Here is a 17,627-nt window from a genome sequence, read left to right as displayed (position 1 = left end):
CGCCGCTCTGGCATCAGTCCACCGCGTCAGCGGTTTCGCCGGCAGTGTCGGAGTGTCACCACTTTCCGGGCTTTTCTCCCGTGTCACCCGTGACAAATGTCAGGGACCTACAGTGGTGGGGTGACTACACAGACCCGTGGCTCCGCGGTTCGCGAGCTCCCCGTGCGGGGCATGGCCAGCGGGGTCCGTGGTGCCTGGTGGTACACGGTGTCCGCGATCCTCTTCTTCGAGCTCGTCCTCGTGCTGACCTGGACGGCCACTCTTCTCCAGGGAGGGGTGCCGAGCGTGGCGGCGGGTGCAGTGGCGGTCGGCGGGTTGCTCTGGTGCGCATCGACGCTGCCTCTGCTCTCCGCCTACCGGCACCGCACCGGCGACCCCACCGCGGTGCAGTGGCGCACGGTGCTCGCGCCGATCGTGATCGCGGTCGGGTACGGAGTGCTCGCCTTTGCTCTGTCGGGCAGCTGGCTGCTGCTCGTCGTCCCCGTGGCGCAGACTGTGCAGCTGTTGGACTGGCCGCGAGCGGTGCGTCTGCGCATGGTGTTGGCGGTGACGGCGTTGCTGGCCTGCCTTTGGGTGATCGATGCCAACGGGATTGTGTCTGCTTCGTCAGACAGCGCCAATGGCTACTTCGCGACGGGCTTCCTCTCCGCGGCGCTGCCGCTGATGACGGTGCTGTCGCTGTGGTGGTGGGACGTGCTGATCGCCCTCGATCGCGCCAGGGTGTCTGAGGCGCGGCTCGCCGCCACACAGGAGCGGCTGAGTCTGGCGACCGACGTGCACGACCTGCAGGGCCATCACCTGCAGGTGGTCGCCCTGCAGTTGGAACTGACCGAACGCCTCCTCCAGGGCGACGATCACGCCGCTGCCCTCGAGCAGTTGCAAGCCGCTCGAGTCAGCGTCGACGAGGCACGGCAGGGCACGCGTGACCTCGCGACCCGCTTCCGGTCGGTCCCGCTGCGCGACGAGCTCGCCAACGCCCGTGACCTGCTGCGCGCCGCCGGAATAGCGGCCGAGACCGACGTCGATGCGAATGCGGATGACGCGCCGGCATCCGTCTTCGGCCCGGTCATCCGCGAGACCACGACGAACGTGCTCCGCCACGGCGGCGGCCGGCACACCACTCTTCGGCTCGCCCGATCTGGGGATCTCTGGCGATACGAGATCACGAACGACACGGATGCCGCTGTCGATACGCTCGGCTCACAGCGAGTCATTCCGGGCCGGGAGCGCACCGGGCTCGACGGGCTCGCGCGACGCGCGAAGGAGGTCGGGGGCGACCTCGAGATCGTCGCCGTCGAGAAGGAATTCACGGTGATCGTGACGGTACCCGTGGGCGAGGCGGAGACGCGATGACCGACGGCTCGACGAAGATCCGCGTGCTGATCGCCGATGACGAGGGAATGATCCGCTCGGCCCTCGCCGCGTTGCTGCGGCTCGAAGGCGACATCGACGTGATCGCGGAATGCTCCGACGGAGAAGAGGCGGTCGAGGCGGCCGAGCGGCTGAAGCCCGACGTCTGCCTGCTCGACCTCGAGATGCCGGGTCTCGACGGCGTCGAGGTCGCCGAGCGGCTACGGCGTACGGTCACCACGCGATTCGTGATCGTGACCCGGCACGCGCGACCGGGCGTGCTGCGCCGCGCACTCGCCGCGGGTGTGGCCGGCTTCCTCCCGAAGTCGCGCGATGCCGGCGAAGTGGCCGCGGTCATCCGCCAGGTCGCGGCTGGCGGCCGCTACATCGACCCGGAGATCGCCGCCGACGCCCTCAGCGACGAGCGGTGCCCTCTCACCAACCGTGAGCTCGACGTGCTCCGGCTGGGGAGCAACGGCGCGACCACCGCACAGATAGCGCGTGCCCTGTCCTTGGCGCCCGGCACGGTTCGCAACCACATCTCCGCGATCCTCACCAAGCTGTCGGTCGAGACCCGGCAGCAGGCCGCGATCATGGCGCGCGAGCGCGGCTGGATCTAGCCGGGACGCCTCAGTCGAACTCGGCGACCGTCTCCACAGATCGCGCTGGCGCTCGAACTCGCGTCTGAGCCTCGCCCCGGTGCTTCGGCGGCCGGGATGCGACGCGACCATCGGTGACATGGCGAAGTCCGCAGTCGGCGCCGAACCGCACTGGGAGAGGTTCGGCGCCGACGCGTTCAAGGAGCCGGCGCGTAGCCCACGTGCCGATCCGGGTTGCTCGAGCCCGACACAGACGAGCAAGCAACCGCCCACAACGCTAGGACGATCCCGGTCAGCGCGAATCACCTGACCGAGGTGAACAGTGGCCTCTACTCGGCTTCGGCCGCGAGCGCCCTGGCCATGATGCCGGCGATCACGTCGGTCTTCGCGTCGGAGTAGGCGTTCATGTCGTCGAACCCCTGCCTGATCAGCGCCTCCTTCGTGCGCGCGTACAACTCGCGGTCGTCGGCGACTTCGCGCAGACGGTCGCGGAACAGCAGGTATCTCGTGACGGCCGCATCGCCCTTCTGGTAGATGTGCACGTGCACGTCGAGAGCCGGGGTCCGCGCCATCCGGTGTCCTGGTTCGCGCACGCGTAGCAGGTAGCCGGCCGCCACGATCGCATCGAGGTAGTCTTCCTCGGCGGTGATGTCGTCGACCGCGACGACGATGTCGATGATGGGCTTCGCGGGCAGGCCCGGAACAGACGTCGATCCGATGTGTTCGATCTCGACGGGCACGCCCCGAAGAGCCGCTGCGAGCCGGGCGTGGTGTTCGGCGAAAATCGCGGGCCACCGATCGTCGTAGTCGACTACTTCGAGGTGGCGTCTCTCCGTTCCGCCGATGAGGTCGACATCGTCGACGTCTGCTCGGCGGGGCTTCGCACTGTCTTTCACGCGCCAAGTCTCTCATCGCCTGCGGGTGGCCGCGCCGGGCTGGGATACTAGCGGCATGCACGACGACACCATCTCCTCCTCCGAATCAGACCCAGGCGGCACGGCCGGGGTATTGACGCCGTCGTCTAGCGGGGTGTGGTGCTCGATCGGCGATACCGTGATGGTGGGCGCTCTCGCGCGATCGGCTTTCGACTGGATCGTCCTCGACGCGCAGCACGGAGAATACGATCGCCGTGCGCTGATCGACGCGGGGCGGATGTTGACGAGTGGCAGTCATCCCTTCGCGGTTCGAGTCGGCCGGGTGGATGCGCAGCAGATCGGATTCGCTCTGGACATCGGGGCGTCGACGGTCATCGTTCCGCAGGTCGACACGGCGGATGACGCGCGCCGATCGGTTCTCGCCGCCCACTATCCGCCGAGGGGAACCCGCAGCTGGGGACCACTCACCGCGATGTGGGGTGGTCCGGCGGTCGACGCCGGAGATGCCGCCCCGCAGGTGGCCGTGATGATCGAGTCGGAACGGGCCCTGTCGAATGTCGGGGAGATCGCCTCTGTTTCCGGGGTGGACCTGCTGTTCGTCGGCCCGTTCGACCTGGCGCTCTCGTTGGGCGTTCCGCTGGACGATCTGCTCGACGATGCCCGCGGACCGCTCTCGACGATCCGCGAGGCCGCCGACGCGGCGGGGATCGGCGTCGCGGCCTTCGCGGGAACGCCGGAACGAGCGCGAGTCTTGCGCGACAGAGGCTTCGACTGTCTGGCTGTGGCGACAGACGTATCGGTGATCGCTGCCGGAGCAGACAGTCTCCTCGAGGAGTTGCAGTGAGCGACGCGTCAGAGGAGGGCCGGTTCTTCCACGGCACGAAGGCCGATCTGCGCGCCGGCGATCTGCTCACGGCGGGCTTCCGGTCGAACTACCGCCCCGAGATCGTGATGAACCACGTGTACTTCACCGCGCTCGTCGCGGGTGCCGGGCTCGCCGCCGAGCTCGCGGCCGGCGACGGCGCCCCACGTGTCTACGTCGTCGAGCCGACCGGAGCGTTCGAGGACGATCCGAACGTGACCGATAAGAAGTTTCCGGGCAACCCCACCCGGTCGTTCCGCAGCTCCGATCCGGTCAGGGTGGTCGACGAAGTCACGGACTGGCCGCGGCTGACGCCCGAAGCGCTGCGGGCCTGGAGAGAGCGCCTAGCAGTGCTTCGGGCGGATCAGCGCGGGGAGATCATCAATTGACCGGGTCTCGACGGACTCCGTCTGGCGGGTTGACCAGCACGTCGTCGAAGGTGGTCTTCTCCTCGGCGGTCCGTTGGTCCCAGCCGGGTCGGCGGAAGGCGTAGAACAACAGCGGCGGTACCCCGAGCGCGAGCACCACAACCCCGACCAGCACAGGGTAGACCCAGCCGGGTGCTCCGCCGCCGAATCCCTCGGGCGGGATGAATCCGAGGCAGAACGCGGCGAAACAGGCGACGAAGCCGACCACGGCGATCAGCGTCATGGCGGGCGTGCGGTACGACCTCACGACCCGGGGGTGCGTCTTGCGAAGGCGGATCGCTGCCGCGAACATCATCATGTACATGATCAGGTAGAGCGCCGCGGCCATGTCGACGAGCAGGATGAACGCCGTGTTGATGTTCGGCACGAAGATGAACAGCGACGCGAGCAGTGTCACCACGATGCCCTGCACGTTCAGGATGCCCACCTGCACGCCCGCCTTGTTGCGACGCTGCAGGGCGACAGGCAGAAACCCTGATCGTGCCGCCGCGAGCAGACCGCGCGACGGACCGGCGATCCAGGTGACCACCGACGCGAACGCACCCAGCGCGATGAGTAGCGAGATCACCGGCACGGCCCAGTCCATACCCCACGTGGTGAAGTAGGTCTGGAATGCCAGGTTGATGCCCGTCGTCAGCCCGAGGTCCTTCTGCGGCACGGCCAGCGCGATAGCGATCGTCGGGAAGATGAACACTCCCAGGATCAGGATCGACGCGGTCAACACGGTCTTCGGATACCCCTTGCCCGGCTGCTTGAGGTCGTTGGCGTGCACGGCGTTGACTTCCATGCCCGCGTAGGCGAGCACGTTGGAGACGATGAGCACGATGGAGGCGATGCCGGTGAAAGGCGGGATGATCGCCGACGCCTCGAGGGATGTCTCGCTCTTCTGGCCAGTCGAGAGCCAGATGATGCCGAAGACGATCAAGAGCAGGCCAGGGAAGATGGTGCCGGCGAGCCCAGACCACGACCCGACCTTCGCGAACAGGTTGCCGCCCTTCAAGGTGATGAACGTCGAGCCCCAATAGAGCACGATGATGACGATCGCCGTGTACAGGCCGGAGTTGGCCATGCTCGGGTCGAGGAAGACGAACGCGAGCGACGCGGCGATGAAGGCGATCTGCGTGGGATACCAGACGACGTTCTGCACCCATTGGAGCCAGATCGCCTGGAATCCCCACTTGTCGCCGAAGGCGGTGCGCACCCACGTGAAGACACCGCCCTTCCACCCCGTTGCGAGTTCCGCCGCGACGAGCGCCGTCGGCACGAGGAAGAAGATGGCGGGGATGATGAACAGGGTGACCGAGCCGAGACCGTATCCCGCCATCGCGGGCAGGCTGCGCAGGGATGCGACCGCCACGACCGTGAGGATGGCGAGCTGGCTGACGCTCATAAACACCTTGGCCGTCACGCCGGGCGCGCCGATGGCGGGCCTGTGCGGCACCTGCTCGAACGGATGAGGCGCGATGTGCTCTGGCGAAGGCGCGACGGTGCCGTCGGCACGCTTCGGCGCGTCTGCGGTGGACTTGCCGGGTTCGCTGACCGTGGTCATCGTCGCTCCTAGTGTGTGAAGGAGGACCGCAGGCCCTCTGTCGGCATGGGCGACTCGAGACGGTCGAGGTAGTCCACGGCCTCCTTGATGTCTTCGACGAGGGACTCCGCGAGATTCCTGCTGAGGCCGTTGCGAACCACGATGCGCTGCACCGTGAGGTCGGAGATGCTGTCGGGCATCGGATACGCGGGGATGAGCCAGCCCTTCAGGCGGAGCCGCTCCGACAGGTGGTACAGGTTCCAGTTCTCCGTGTGACCGGGGGTGAGCTGCCAGGCGAAGACGGGGATGTCGCTGCCGTCGTTCCACAGCTCGAAGGCATCCATCCTGGCGATCTCACCCGACAGGTAGAGAGCGACGTCCTGCGACGCCTTCTGCACCTTGTAGTACCCGTCCCGCCCGAGCCGGAGGAACAGGTAGTACTGCAGCAGCACCTGGGCCCCGGGGCGCGAGAAGTTCAGTGCGAACGTCGGCATGTGTCCGCCGAGATAGGTCACGTCGAAGACGAGCTCCTCGGGCAGGTCGTCGACGGTACGCCAGACCACCCAGCCGAGCCCCGGGTACACGAGTCCGTACTTGTGCGCGGACGTGCTGATGGAGACGACTCGTTCGACGCGGAAGTCCCATTCGAGCTCGGGCTGCAGGAACGGTGCGATCATGCCGCCCGAAGCGCCGTCGACGTGGATCTTCACATCGAGCCCGGTGTCGGCCTGGATCCGGTCGAGGGCCTCGGCGATCTGGGCGACGGGCTCGTACATGCCCGTGTAGGTGACGCCCATGATCGCGACGACGCCGATCGTGTTCTCGTCGACGTATTTCTCGAGCTCGAACCCGTCGAGCACTCTGTGCTCGTCGGTGATCGGCACGTAGCGCGCCTCGACGTCCCAGTAGTTGCAGAACTTCTCCCAGCAGACCTGGACCGCGCTCGACAGGATGAGGTTCGGTTTATCCGTCGACTTGTCGGCCGCTCGGCGGGCCAGCTGCCAACGGCGCTTGAGGGCGAGTCCGCCGAGCATGCACGCCTCCGACGATCCGATCGTCGACGTCCCGATGGCGTTCTCGGCGCTCGGCGCGTTCCACAGGCTGGCCAGCATCGTCCAGCAGCGTGTCTCGATCGCGGCAGTCTGCGGGTACTCGTCTTTGTCGATCATGTTCTTGTCGGCGGTCTCGGCGTACAGCTTCGACGCGTACGGGTCCATCCACGTACCCACGAAGGTCGCGAGGTTGAGGCGCGCGTTGCCGTCGAGCATCGCCTCGTCGTGAACGATCTGGTACGCGGTCTCGGGGAGCGATTCCCCGTCGGGAATACGGTCGAGCGGAAAGTCGGTCGCCTCTCCCGCCCGGGCGAACATCGGATTCAGTTGATTGGTGTCGCCGAGCCCGGTGAAGGCGTGCGTCGACTCGTTCGGCTTGACGGTTTTCGGTGTGGAGGCACCGGTTTCGGGATGCAAAACGGTCACGATTACAACTCCTGTCTCTGATGCGAGATGGGCGTCCCAGAGAGGCGGCCTAGAGTCCACGCCCACAGCGAGCGGCCACGTGCCAGTGTGCGCGGGCCTCACAGTCGGCGCAATCGCCCATTTCGTGCGGTGAAAGTGCCTGTGACGCGCGCGTCGAATCGTCGGAGCCCCGGCGCGACGCCGTCGACAGGTCGTCTCATCCGTTTCGGTTGGTTCCCCGACGAAAGCTTGACGCGGGGGTGCGTGGCGACCCTAACCTGCTGGAAGGCGCCCGGCGCCGGAGGCCCATGCGTTCGTCGGCCCGCCGCGGGTCCAATCTGTTCGGGAGGAGCTGGCCGATGACCCTGGCGCGAACGCCGACGGACGGCGGCGTCTCACCCCGGCAGTTGCTGATCCTCGCCGTTCCGGCGATCATGGTCGGCATCTTCGCCGCACTGCTGTTGTGGGGTCTGGAACAGCTGGCCGGGCTGCTCAGCGGCGTGCTCTGGGACACGGTTCCCGACGCATTGGGGGTGGACCCCGCCGGGTGGTGGATTGTGCTGGTCCTCACACTCACCGGACTTGCGGTGGGTCTCGGTCTGCGGTTCATGCCGGGCCACGGCGGAGTGGACTCGTCAACGACGGAGTTGGTCGCTCCGCCGCTGCCCGTGATGGCGCTTCCCGGGCTTGCCCTGGTGACGCTGCTCAGCCTGGCGGGCGGCGTGAGCCTTGGTCCCGAGAACCCGGTGATCGCCATCAACTGCGCGATCGCCGTGAGCGTGTTCTCGCGGCTGCTTCCGCGCATTCCTCCCCGGGTTTCGATACTCATAGCCGGGTCCGCGACGGTGGGCGCACTGTTCGGAACCCCGGTCGCTGCGGCCCTGCTGTTCACCGGCATGGTGGCGGCCGCGAAGAGCGGCGGAGCGCTGTGGGACCGGCTGTTCCTCCCGGTCGTGGCCGCAGGAGCCGGCGCCATAACCATGCGTGTGCTCGGTGCCCCGTCGATGGCGTTCGACCTGCCCGCGTACGGTAGCCCGCGGGTGATCGATCTGCTCCTTGGCGCCGTCATCGCCTGTGGGGCGGTCGCCGTGACCCTCGTCGCGCTTGTGCTCTTCCCGATGTTCTGGCGCACGCTCCACGGGCTCCGGCATCCGATCCTCATCCCGCTCGTCGGCGGTTTCGTGCTCGGCATCCTCGGCTTGATCGGCGGGCCGATCACCATGTTCAAGGGGCTGGAGCAGATCGGCGAGCTCTTGGAGAATCCTGGGCGGTACGACGCGAACGACCTCGTCGTCATTGTCGGGATCAAGCTACTCGCCCTCCTCGTGGCGGCAAGCGCCCTGTTCCGCGGCGGCCGGATATTCCCAGCCACATTCGTCGGCGTCGCATTGGGCATGCTCGGACATTTGCTCATTCCGGGCGTCCCGCTCGGCCTCGCAGTCGCGTGCGGCGTTCTCGGCGTGCTTCTCGTGGTCAGCCGCGACGGCTGGCTCGCGATCTTCTTGGCCGTCGCGATCCCGAACGACGCCACGCTGCTGCCCATGCTCTGCGTGATCATCCTGCCCGCGTGGCTCCTCGTCTCAGGCGCACCCCTGTTCCGCATCGTGCCGACCGTCTCATCCGCTTCGGTTGATTCGCCGGTCGCGGGGGTAGGACCGCGTGGTGGTTGAGAAGCCGGCACAGCCACGGCGGGTCGCGGCCTCGGCCCGTGTGCGCCGACAGCTCACGAGCATCAGGAACGTGTTCCGTCGGAAGACCCTGCTGCACGACACGACGGCGGGGGTGGTGCTCGGTGTCGAGAGCGTGCCCGACGGGCTGGCCAGCGGCCTGCTGGCCGGGGTGAACCCGATCGCCGGGCTGTACGCGTATCTGTTCGGGCTCGCCGGGTCGGCGATGTTCGCGAGCAGCACCTTCATGGCGGTGCAGGCGACCGGCGCGATGGCGCTGGTCATCGCCGACACCGACTTGGCCTCGCGACCCGATCCCGAACGCGCGCTGTTCACCCTCTCGGTGCTCACCGGCGCCTTTATGATCGCCGCCGGCGCGCTCGGCGGCGGCCGGCTGCTGCGCTTCGTGCCCACCGCCGTGATGGTCGGTTTCGTCACCGCCGTCGGAATCAATATCGTGCTCGGCCAGGTCTCCGACTTCACCGGTGCCGAAGGCTCGGGCGCGAATCGTGTCGCTCGAGCCTTCGACGCCCTCGTCCACGTGCGACTGTTCCACCCGGCGACCCTCGTGGTGGCACTACTCACCCTGGCCCTCATCATCGTGCTCACCCGCACGAGGTTGCGCTCCTTCGGACTGGTTGCGGCTGTTGCGGCGGGCTCGGTGCTCACCTGGGTGTTCAACACCTACGTGGACGCGCGAGTCGCCGTCGTCGCCGACATCGCGACAATACCGAGTGGGCTTCCCGCGCCGGTGCTGCCGTCGTTGGGCGACTTGGCCTTCCTCACGATTCCGGCGCTGTCGTTGGCGTGCGTCGGGCTGATCCAGGGTGCGGCGGTCGCCGCGGGTGTTCCGAACCCCGACGGTCGGGCGAGTGATGCATCACGCGACTTCGTCGGACAGGGCGCCGGCAATATCGTGTCCGGACTCTTTCAGGGAATGCCGGTCGGCGGATCGATGTCTGCCTCGGCCTTGATCGTGACGGCCGGAGCCAAGACGCGGCTGGCCTTGTTCATCGCCGCGGGAGTCATGGGACTCACGATCGTGCTGTTCTCCGGTGTCGTCGCTCAGGTGGCGATGCCGTCGCTGGCGGCGCTGCTGATCGTCGTCGGAGTGGGCGCGATCAGACCGACGCAGATCGGCTCGGTGATGAAGACCGGAGTCCTCCAGACGACCGTCATGGTCGTCACTTTCGTTCTCACACTCCTCATCCCGCTTCAGTTCGCCGTGCTGGTGGGAGTCGGACTCGGAATCATCCTCTTCGTGTCCGAGCAATCCAACCGGCTTCGGGTGAGGCAGATAACGTTGACGGATGAGGGGCGCCTTCGCGAATCGGACCCGGACACCACGGTCGGCGCTGAGAGGGTGGTCGTGCTCCAGCCGTACGGGAGCCTCTTCTTCGCGAGTGCGCCGGTGTTCGAGGCTCAACTGCCGACGATCGATGCGGCTACTCGCAGGTCCGTCGTGGTGCTGCGGCTGAGAGGTCGGGACCAGATAGGGCTGTCGCTCGTCAACGTGCTTCTGGGCTACGCGCGGGAACTGGCAGAGCACGACTCCCGACTGTTCGTCGTCACCACCAGCGAGCGGGTGACCGTCCAGATGGCGGCGGGAGGTCTGATCTCCGAAGTCGGCGAGAGCGCGATCTACCGGGGCACCGAGTGGATCGGCGAGACTACCCGACGCGCCTACGGGGACGCCGAAGCGTGGATCCGGGGAGGGGCCAGGCCCTAGGAGGCCGCCCCGAGGTGCAGATGCGTCGCGCTGCCTTCAGGTTCGGTTCGTGCGGCTCTTCCTGGGAGCCCCGGCGTCCCTTCGTCCCGCGATAGCCGTCGGGATGCCTCGTGAGAGCGCGAGCGAGAAGACCGAGATGGCGACGAGCCCGAAGAACGCGACGCGCAGCGACGCCAGTTGCGACTCTCGATAGATCTCCGACAACGCGTCGGCGTCGGCGGGGGAGAGACCGGCCGCTTCCGCTATCTCCTCGACGTCGGCGGTCGGCACGATGGCGACCCCGCGTTCCGTAGCCTCGCTCACCAGGGCGCGCGCCTCTTCGGGCAGGGAGCTGTCGGCGACACCACCCGCGAAGGATGTCGCCAGCGACCCGACGAGGATCGACCCGATCAGCGCCGTGCCCAGCGAAGAGCCCAGGTTCTGGAACACGCCCTGCAGTCCTCCCACCTCGCTCGTCTCCTTCTCGGTCACCGCGGACATGGTGACGTTTCCGATCTGCGAGGCGAGCAGCCCGAGCGCGGCGCCGGCGAGAAACATCCCGACAGCGAAAATGCCGCTGCGCAACTCGGGGGTGACCGACGTGAGAAGCAGCACCGAGCTGGATACGAGGATCACCTGGCCCGTGCGCACGACGCGACGAGGCGACCACGCGCGCGACAGCCTCGTGCCGAAGACAGAGAAAAGGATGAGCGAGATCGACAGAGGGAAGATCCGGATGCCGGTCTCGAGCGCGTTGTAGCCGAGGGTCATCTGAAGGTAGACCGGCACCATGAAGAAGAGTCCCGCCGTCACGGCGTACTGGGCGCCGAGCACGCCGAGGCCGCTCCGCAGCTGGGTGATCGAGAACAGATCGACGTGCACCAGTGGCGGCCGTCCCTCGCGGACGAGCCACGCCTGGCGCCGTGAGAAAGCGTAGAGGAGAACGGCCCCGACGAGGACGAACCAGGCCGTGAGCGAGATACCGAGCGGTGCGATCTCGACACCCCCGATGACCGGCGACGCCAGCGGAGCGACCCACCCCCACGTCTTGCTCTGCAGCATCCCGAAGACGACGAGGATGAGCCCAGCGGCAGACAGCAGCACGCTGAGCAGGTCGATGCGAATCTGTTGTCTCGGCGTGGCATCCGCAATGCGGCGCGCGAAGACGACGACGGCGGCCATGATCACCACCTCGGCGACGAACACGTACCTCCAGCTCGCGTACGTGGTGACGACCCCGCCGATGAGCGGGCCGGCAGCCACGGCGGCGCCCGAGACGGCGCCGATGACCGCGAATGCGGTGATGCGGTCACGCCCGCTGTAGTTATCGGCCGCGAGCGCCGCGATCGCCGGGATGACAAGAACAGCCCCGAGCCCCTCGATGACCGACCAGCCCAGGAACAGCACCACGACGTTCGGGCTCAACGCGGTGATCAGCGACCCGAGCGCATAGACGCACGAACCGATCACGAAGGCGCGGCGCCGGCCGAGGATGTCGCCGAGTTTCGCTCCGAGCAGCATCACCGACGCCATGGTCAGCGTGTAGAACGTGATCGCCGCCTGCATTGCGGCCACGGTCGTGTCCAGATCGTCGACGACCGTCGAGATCGAGACGTTCATCACCGTGCCGTCGAGCACCATGACGAACTGGGCGGCGCCCAGGACCATCACGACCAACCACTTCTTCATGCCACCACCCGATCCGAGACCGAGTCTCCGGCCCTCCGGCGGCAGCGTGCCTCATCCGAATCAGGTGGACGCCCGTCATCCCCGGCGGGTGAGGTTGACCCGCTGGCGCGGCGTTACGGTCGCTACACCGGGCGCCAGACACGCGCTCCTCGGGGAGGCAGTTGGCCATGAGCACGCAGGACGGACCATCGGATTCGGCGCCCTACGACGCGCTCGGCCCGTTCCCCGACCGGGCGCGGCGCGGCAGGGCGGCGCGCGAGAGGGCGCCGCGCTCGGGCCACGCGCACTGGGAGCCCGCGGAAGACCGACCCGATCCGATCGCGCTGCTCGAGCAGCAGGCGACCACCCGCGTGCCCGAGCTGGTCCCCATCCGTCACGCGCGCATGCTGGCCTCGCCGTTCGCGTTCTACCGAGGCGCCGCCGCGATCATGGCGGCCGACCTCGCGGGCACCGTCGACTCGGGTCTGACCGTGCAGCTCTGCGGCGACGCCCACCTGTCGAACTTCGGCTTCTATGCCAGCCCGGAGCGTGCGCACGTGTTCGACATCAACGACTTCGACGAGACTCTGCCCGGCCCGTGGGAGTGGGACGTCAAGCGCCTCGCCGCGAGTTTCGACGTCGCCGGCCGTCACCGCGGTTTCTCTCCGGAGCGCCGACGGCAGCTCAGTCGAACAGTCGCTCGCGGATACCGTGAACGGATGAGGGAGAGCGCCGCGTCTCCCGTGATGACGGCCTGGTACGACCGTCTCGACGCCGACGAGGTATTCGACTGGGTCCGGCGTCAGCGTGCGGGAAAGTCCCATGCCGAGAACCTCGCGATCGGACTCGCCAGGTCGCGGCTGCGCGACAGTGTGAGGGCGTTCTCGAAACTGGTCGGCGTCGTCGACGGCGAGCTGCGGATAAAGGCCCAGCCCCCGCTGATCGTCCCGCTCTCCGACCTGGGGCCGACAGGGAGGGAGCGGATGGCGGACGAGGAGGCCGTGCGCGCTCTGCTGCGCGAGTACCGGTCGACGCTGCTCCAGCAGAACCATCCGGTGCGGGAGTTCGAGTTCGTCGACATGGCGCGCAAGGTGGTCGGCGTCGGCAGCGTCGGCACCCGCGCCTGGGTCGTGCTGCTGCGGGGCCGCGACAACGGCGACCCGCTGCTCCTGCAGGCCAAGCAGGCCGAGTCGTCGGTGCTCGAGAGGTACCTGCCCCCGAGCCGGTATGAGAACCACGGCGAGCGCGTAGTTCGCGGTCAGCGGATCATGCAGGCCGCGAGCGACATCTTCCTCGGCTGGCAGCGGGTCGTGGGATTCGACGACGTCGGCCGCGACTTCTACCTGCGCCAGTTGACCGACTGGAAGGGATCGGTCGACGTCGACGGCATGCGGTACTCGGTGGCGCGCATCTACGCGCGGCTCTGCGGTGAGACGTTGGCACGGGCCCACGCCCGGTCGGGTGACAGAGTCGCCATCAAGGCCTACCTCGGCGGTGGCGACAAGTTCGACCGGGCGATCTCGGCCTTCGCCGAGCGCTACGCCGAGCAGAACGACATCGACTTCGCCGCGTTCCGTGAGGCCGTGGCATCCGGTCGTCTGAAGACCGACGCGGCGGCCGTCACTCCGTCCTGATCGGCACCGTGACGTCGCCGCCGCCCTCCCGGGTGAGGCGTCCGCCCATCTTCGCCATGGTCGGCACCGGCACGAAGCCGCCCGCGAACAGCGCCTCGCCCTGCCGGAAGCGCGGCGCGCGCTCGAGCATGGCGGGCGGTACGAAGCCGAAGATCGTCGCGAGCTCGGCGAGGTCGACCGGCGACGTCATCTTCATCAGCGCGAGGTTGTCGCACTGCGAGACGATGCTCGGGTGAACCCGCGACGGGCGCTGGGTCGACAGCAGCAGCCACAGCCCGAACTTGCGTCCTTCGGCGGCGATCTGGATGATCCGTTCGCGAACAGCGACGTGGAGGGGGCTGGTCTCGTCGGGAGAGCAGAGGTTGTGCGCCTCGTCGATCACCAGCAGCACCGGCCGACGCAGCTCGCGCTTCGCCCAGAGGTCGTCGAGCACGGCGAGCGCCACGACGAGCGACTCCTCGGGGAACGCGAAGCCGCCCAGGTCGAGCACCGTCGCATCGGGCCGCTGCTCGACGATGTCGGTCACCGCTTCGGCTCCCGCCGCCCACACGTCCCACTCGAGGATGCGCAGATTCTCCATCCGCGCGGCCAGCGACCGCGACGCCACGGTGTCCCGCTCGAGCAGCAGCGGCACGATGGCGTCGGGCACCAGCGTGCCGAGCATCGCCTCCATGTGCACGAGCTCGTTGTACTCGTCGCGGTTGTCGAGAGGGTGCAGTTGCAGCACGGCGCCCTTGGCGCGCGGGGGAAGGTCGACGAAGCGCACCCGCAACGGCTGAGCGTCGGCCGACGACGGACGGAGAATGCGGATGTCCCGGTCGGCGAGTTCTGCGGCCGCGTCGGCATCGGCGTTCCTCGGGTTCGGTTCACGCAGGGTGACGAAGTCGGCGTTCGGATCGAAGATCACCATCGGCAGACGGGTTCGCAAGAGGAGCTGCTCGAGCACGACACCGAGAGCGTAGGTCTTGCCCGAACCGCTCTGGCCGCACCAGAACGTGTGACGGTTGAAGCGGTCCGCCAGCAGTCGAGCGGTGACGGCGGGGGAGTCGAGGAAGGCGCCGACGGGAAGAGCGGCGTTCGCTGTCGAGAAGAGCAGGCCGACCGTCGCTGCCGCGGCGTCGACCACTGACGCGCGGGCGAACGCTCGGGACACCCCGCGGTCGAACGTCTGCCCGTCGGCAGAGATCACGCCGAGGATGCGGCCGTCGCCGACCACCGAGCCGCCCGAGAGGGCGGTGGCGTCGACCTGGCCCAGCTGGGTCCCTCCCTCGTCGGGGTGCAGGGTGACGAACCTGCCGGGGTCGACGGTCGCGTCGACCGGCGCCACGAACTCGAAACGTCGACCGTCGAGTGATACCGCCGACGCCCGCTCTTGTGGAATGGCGGCGACGGTCATGGTGCCCCTCTCGGTCTGACGCCTCGGTGTGTCCACGGCGGCTCTCAGCGCCACAGTAGCCGCACGGTTGTCGACCGCCTCACCCCGATGGAATGAGGCGACGGCGGAGCGCGGGTTCTAGCGTCGATTCATCCGGCGCCCGTCTATCGGCTCGCCGGCCGTGAGGGGAGCCAGGATGAGCGGGCCGGTGCCGATCAGGCGGCTGCTGCGGCATCCCGTCGCGAACTCCGAGTCGCTCGAGTCGTCGGCGCTCGTCGTCGGCGCCATCGTCTTCTCGATCGGGGCGATCGTGGCTCTCGTGGCGTTCTGGGGGCAGTCGCTGCCCATCTCCGGGAGAGGCTCCATCGGCCAGTTCGTCGCAATCGGATCGGGACTCGCCGCCGCCGTCGTCTTCGTCGCCGCGCGCGCACTGGTCGCGTCGGATGCACGCGCCGGGCGCCCGACCGCGAACGGTGTCGAGACGCCGGGCGCGCGGCTGCACTGGTTCGACATCGCCGCCCTCGCCCTGGCCCACGGTGTGATCGCACTGCTGGGCTGGCTCGCCATCGCCGACCTGCTCGCGAAGAGCTTCTCGGGGGCGGTCGTGTTCCCGCTGCCGTCCGTGGCGCTCGGCGGCGTGGGCCTCGGGGTGACCGCCTACGTGGTCTTCCTCTCCGCAGTGAAGCTCACCCCCATGCTGCTGTCGCTCGTCCTCGCGGCCTTTCTCGTCACCGGCATCTTCGCGAGCATGCTGAGTGCCACGGATCCGCTCTGGTGGGAGAAGAACCTCAGCGCCCTGGGCATGTCGGACGACGTCTCGTCGCTCGCGTTCAACATCACCCTGATCATCGCCGGTGTCATCGTCACGACGATCGCGCACTACGCGACAGCGGCCATCCCCGCGACCGAGCCGAGGCTGGCGCGGGGGCAAAGCGCCGTCCGGACGGCTCTCGTGGTGATGGGCGTGCTCCTCGCCTGCGTCGGCGTCTTCCCGGTCGACAGGTACCTCACCGCGCACAACGTCGCCGCGACGGGAATGGCCATCGTCTTCGTGGCGCTGGTGCTCGCCCTGCCGCGTCTCGTACCGTCGATCTCCAGAACATTCGCGCTGCTCGGCTATGCCTTCGTGGGTGTGACCGTGCTTCTCGCCGTGCTGTTCGTCACCGGCTACTACAATCTCACCGCCGTCGAGCTGGTCGTCGGGCTGATGGTCTTCAGCTGGCTGATCGTGTTCCTGCGCACCACGGGCGCAACGCACCGCAGCGACGATGTCGAGGATGCGACCCAGTTCGTCGCCCGCGCGTAAAACGGCGGAAACAATGTGCCCCTAGGTTTGCCCTATGGGGGTAGCTATTCGCAGGGCGGAACTGTCGGACGCGGTGTCGCTGGGGGTGCTGCACGCGTCGTGTTGGGCGGAGCTGTACTCGACCACGCTCACCCCCGAGGTGCTGGCGCAGCTCGACTCGGCGACGATGACCTTGCTCTGGCGCAAGTTCGTGCGCCGCGGCGAGGCGTACAGGCAGTGGGTCGCCGAGCTGGACGGCGAGATCGTCGGCTTCGTGGGAACCGGCCCCGGCCGCGAACCCGGACACGAGTCATCCACCGAGCTCTACTTCGTCTACGTCGCACCGTTCGCCCGGCGGACGGGCGTGGGCACGGCGCTCCTCGCCGAGGCCGACGCCGACTACCTCTGGGTGTGGGAGCGGTTGAAGAAGACACGCAAGTTCTACGGCAAGCGGCAGTTCGAGCCCGATCTGATCCGCGTGACCCGCGGAATCGGCACGCGCAGCAGGGCCAGCAAGATGTTCGGCGCGTATCACACCGAGCTCCGGCTGATGCGGCCGGACAGGCAGACACCCGGGGCGGCGACGGATGCCTCGGCGGACGCCGCGGCGGATGCGACCGTCCTCGACTGAGGCAACCGCTTGATTTCGACTCCCCGCCCAGCTCTACAATCGCGCATGAAGAAGCTGACGTATACGGTGAAGATCACGGCGCCGGTTCGCGTCGTGTGGGAGACGATGCTCGAAGACGAGACCTACCGCGACTGGACCGGGGCGTTTCACGAGGGCTCGTACTTCGAAGGCGGCTGGGAGGCCGGCGACCCGATCCGGTTCCTCGGCCCCAACGACGACGGCACCATGGGGGGAATGATCGGCGTCATCGAGCGCAGCGAGCCGCAGCGGTTCGTCTCGGTGCGCTATCTCGGGCAGGTGGAGAAGGGTGTCGACGATCTCGATAGCGAGCAGGCGAAGCTGATCGCCGGAAGCCACGAGAACTACACCTTCAGCGAGGACGACGGCGTGACGACGGTGCTGGTCGAACTCGACAGCGACGAGCAGTTCGTCGAGATGTTCGACGAGATGTGGCCCCTCGCCCTCGCCAGGCTGAAGGAGATCGCCGAGGAGCGCGCGGGGGCCTAGTCTGGCAGGAATTATCCTGCGCCCCACGGCGTTGTGAGCCGTGACGTGGGTGG

At 67.9% G+C, this 17,627-nt stretch carries 15 protein-coding genes; 10 read left to right on the top strand and 5 right to left on the bottom strand.

The features are described 5' to 3' along the window. The first annotated feature begins 120 nt into the window (after positions 1-120). Both ABIE21_RS05215 and ABIE21_RS05210 read left to right on the top strand, forming a co-directional pair. Entirely contained in the window at positions 121-1,353 is a 1,233-nt protein-coding gene (locus ABIE21_RS05215) for a sensor histidine kinase (protein ID WP_354023708.1), read from the top strand. Further along, on the top strand, positions 1,350-1,970 hold the full coding sequence (locus ABIE21_RS05210) for a response regulator transcription factor (protein ID WP_354023707.1): 621 nt from the start codon (positions 1,350-1,352) through the stop codon (positions 1,968-1,970). The genes ABIE21_RS05215 and ABIE21_RS05210 overlap by 4 nt, the downstream gene beginning before the upstream one ends. Before the next feature lie 308 nt (positions 1,971-2,278). On the opposite strand, the gene ABIE21_RS05205 is transcribed toward ABIE21_RS05210, so the two are convergent. Continuing rightward, the gene (locus tag ABIE21_RS05205) at positions 2,279-2,845 is read right to left on the bottom strand and encodes a GrpB family protein (RefSeq protein WP_354023706.1); all 567 of its coding nucleotides are present in this window, start codon (positions 2,843-2,845) and stop codon (positions 2,279-2,281) included. A gap of 25 nt (positions 2,846-2,870) precedes the next feature. Between ABIE21_RS05205 and ABIE21_RS05200 the strand changes: the two genes are divergently transcribed. Together ABIE21_RS05200 and arr are read left to right on the top strand one after the other, a co-directional pair. Next, positions 2,871-3,668: an HpcH/HpaI aldolase family protein gene (locus tag ABIE21_RS05200; protein ID WP_354023705.1), complete on the top strand. Its 798-nt coding sequence runs from the start codon at positions 2,871-2,873 to the stop codon at positions 3,666-3,668. Continuing rightward, positions 3,665-4,075, top strand: a complete 411-nt coding sequence (gene arr, locus ABIE21_RS05195; RefSeq protein WP_354023704.1) for an NAD(+)--rifampin ADP-ribosyltransferase — start codon at positions 3,665-3,667, stop codon at positions 4,073-4,075. The genes ABIE21_RS05200 and arr overlap by 4 nt, the downstream gene beginning before the upstream one ends. On the opposite strand, the gene ABIE21_RS05190 is transcribed toward arr, so the two are convergent. Together ABIE21_RS05190 and ABIE21_RS05185 are read right to left on the bottom strand one after the other, a co-directional pair. Next, positions 4,068-5,663 (bottom strand): amino acid permease, encoded by a 1,596-nt coding sequence (locus ABIE21_RS05190; RefSeq protein WP_354023703.1) that lies wholly within the window; start codon positions 5,661-5,663, stop codon positions 4,068-4,070. The genes arr and ABIE21_RS05190 overlap by 8 nt on opposite strands. A gap of 8 nt (positions 5,664-5,671) precedes the next feature. Beyond that, positions 5,672-7,012: a glutamate decarboxylase gene (locus tag ABIE21_RS05185; RefSeq protein ID WP_354024409.1), complete on the bottom strand. Its 1,341-nt coding sequence runs from the start codon at positions 7,010-7,012 to the stop codon at positions 5,672-5,674. 446 nt (positions 7,013-7,458) lie between these two features. Here ABIE21_RS05185 and ABIE21_RS05180 point away from each other — a divergent pair, with 446 nt between their 5' ends. Both ABIE21_RS05180 and ABIE21_RS05175 read left to right on the top strand, forming a co-directional pair. After that, positions 7,459-8,769 (top strand): ion channel protein, encoded by a 1,311-nt coding sequence (locus tag ABIE21_RS05180; RefSeq protein WP_354023702.1) that lies wholly within the window; start codon positions 7,459-7,461, stop codon positions 8,767-8,769. Beyond that, the gene (locus ABIE21_RS05175; protein WP_354023701.1) at positions 8,762-10,495 is read left to right on the top strand and encodes a SulP family inorganic anion transporter; all 1,734 of its coding nucleotides are present in this window, start codon (positions 8,762-8,764) and stop codon (positions 10,493-10,495) included. Before ABIE21_RS05180 ends, ABIE21_RS05175 begins: the two co-directional genes overlap by 8 nt. 36 nt (positions 10,496-10,531) lie before the next feature. Here the strand turns inward: ABIE21_RS05175 and ABIE21_RS05170 are convergent, their stop codons facing one another. Then, positions 10,532-12,163 carry an MFS transporter gene (locus ABIE21_RS05170; RefSeq protein ID WP_354023700.1) on the bottom strand — a complete coding sequence of 544 codons (1,632 nt, stop codon included), beginning with the start codon at positions 12,161-12,163 and terminating at the stop codon, positions 10,532-10,534. Between the two features lie 167 nt (positions 12,164-12,330). On the opposite strand from ABIE21_RS05170, the gene ABIE21_RS05165 reads away from it, so the two are divergent. Beyond that, entirely contained in the window at positions 12,331-13,776 is a 1,446-nt protein-coding gene (locus ABIE21_RS05165) for a DUF2252 domain-containing protein (protein WP_354023699.1), read from the top strand. Here ABIE21_RS05165 and ABIE21_RS05160 read toward each other — a convergent pair. Then, positions 13,763-15,172 (bottom strand): ATP-binding protein, encoded by a 1,410-nt coding sequence (locus ABIE21_RS05160; protein WP_354023698.1) that lies wholly within the window; start codon positions 15,170-15,172, stop codon positions 13,763-13,765. The two genes, ABIE21_RS05165 and ABIE21_RS05160, sit on opposite strands and share 14 nt — an antisense overlap. Before the next feature lie 175 nt (positions 15,173-15,347). Here ABIE21_RS05160 and ABIE21_RS05155 point away from each other — a divergent pair, with 175 nt between their 5' ends. The 3 genes from ABIE21_RS05155 to ABIE21_RS05145 are packed head-to-tail and all read left to right on the top strand — an operon-like array spanning position 15,348 to position 17,574. After that, entirely contained in the window at positions 15,348-16,457 is a 1,110-nt protein-coding gene (locus ABIE21_RS05155; protein WP_354023697.1) for a hypothetical protein, read from the top strand. Between the two features lie 34 nt (positions 16,458-16,491). After that, entirely contained in the window at positions 16,492-17,067 is a 576-nt protein-coding gene (locus ABIE21_RS05150) for a GNAT family N-acetyltransferase (RefSeq protein ID WP_354023696.1), read from the top strand. Positions 17,068-17,112: 45 nt separating this feature from the next. Further along, positions 17,113-17,574, top strand: a complete 462-nt coding sequence (locus ABIE21_RS05145) for an SRPBCC family protein (RefSeq protein ID WP_354023695.1) — start codon at positions 17,113-17,115, stop codon at positions 17,572-17,574. The last annotated feature ends 53 nt before the right edge of the window (positions 17,575-17,627 follow it).

This window comes from Conyzicola nivalis (assembly GCF_040548875.1).
GTDB classification, from domain to species: Bacteria; Actinomycetota; Actinomycetes; order Actinomycetales; family Microbacteriaceae; genus Conyzicola; species Conyzicola nivalis_A.
The sequence above is the reverse complement of the archived record's forward strand: the minus strand, read 5'-3'. Positions and strand labels throughout refer to the sequence as shown.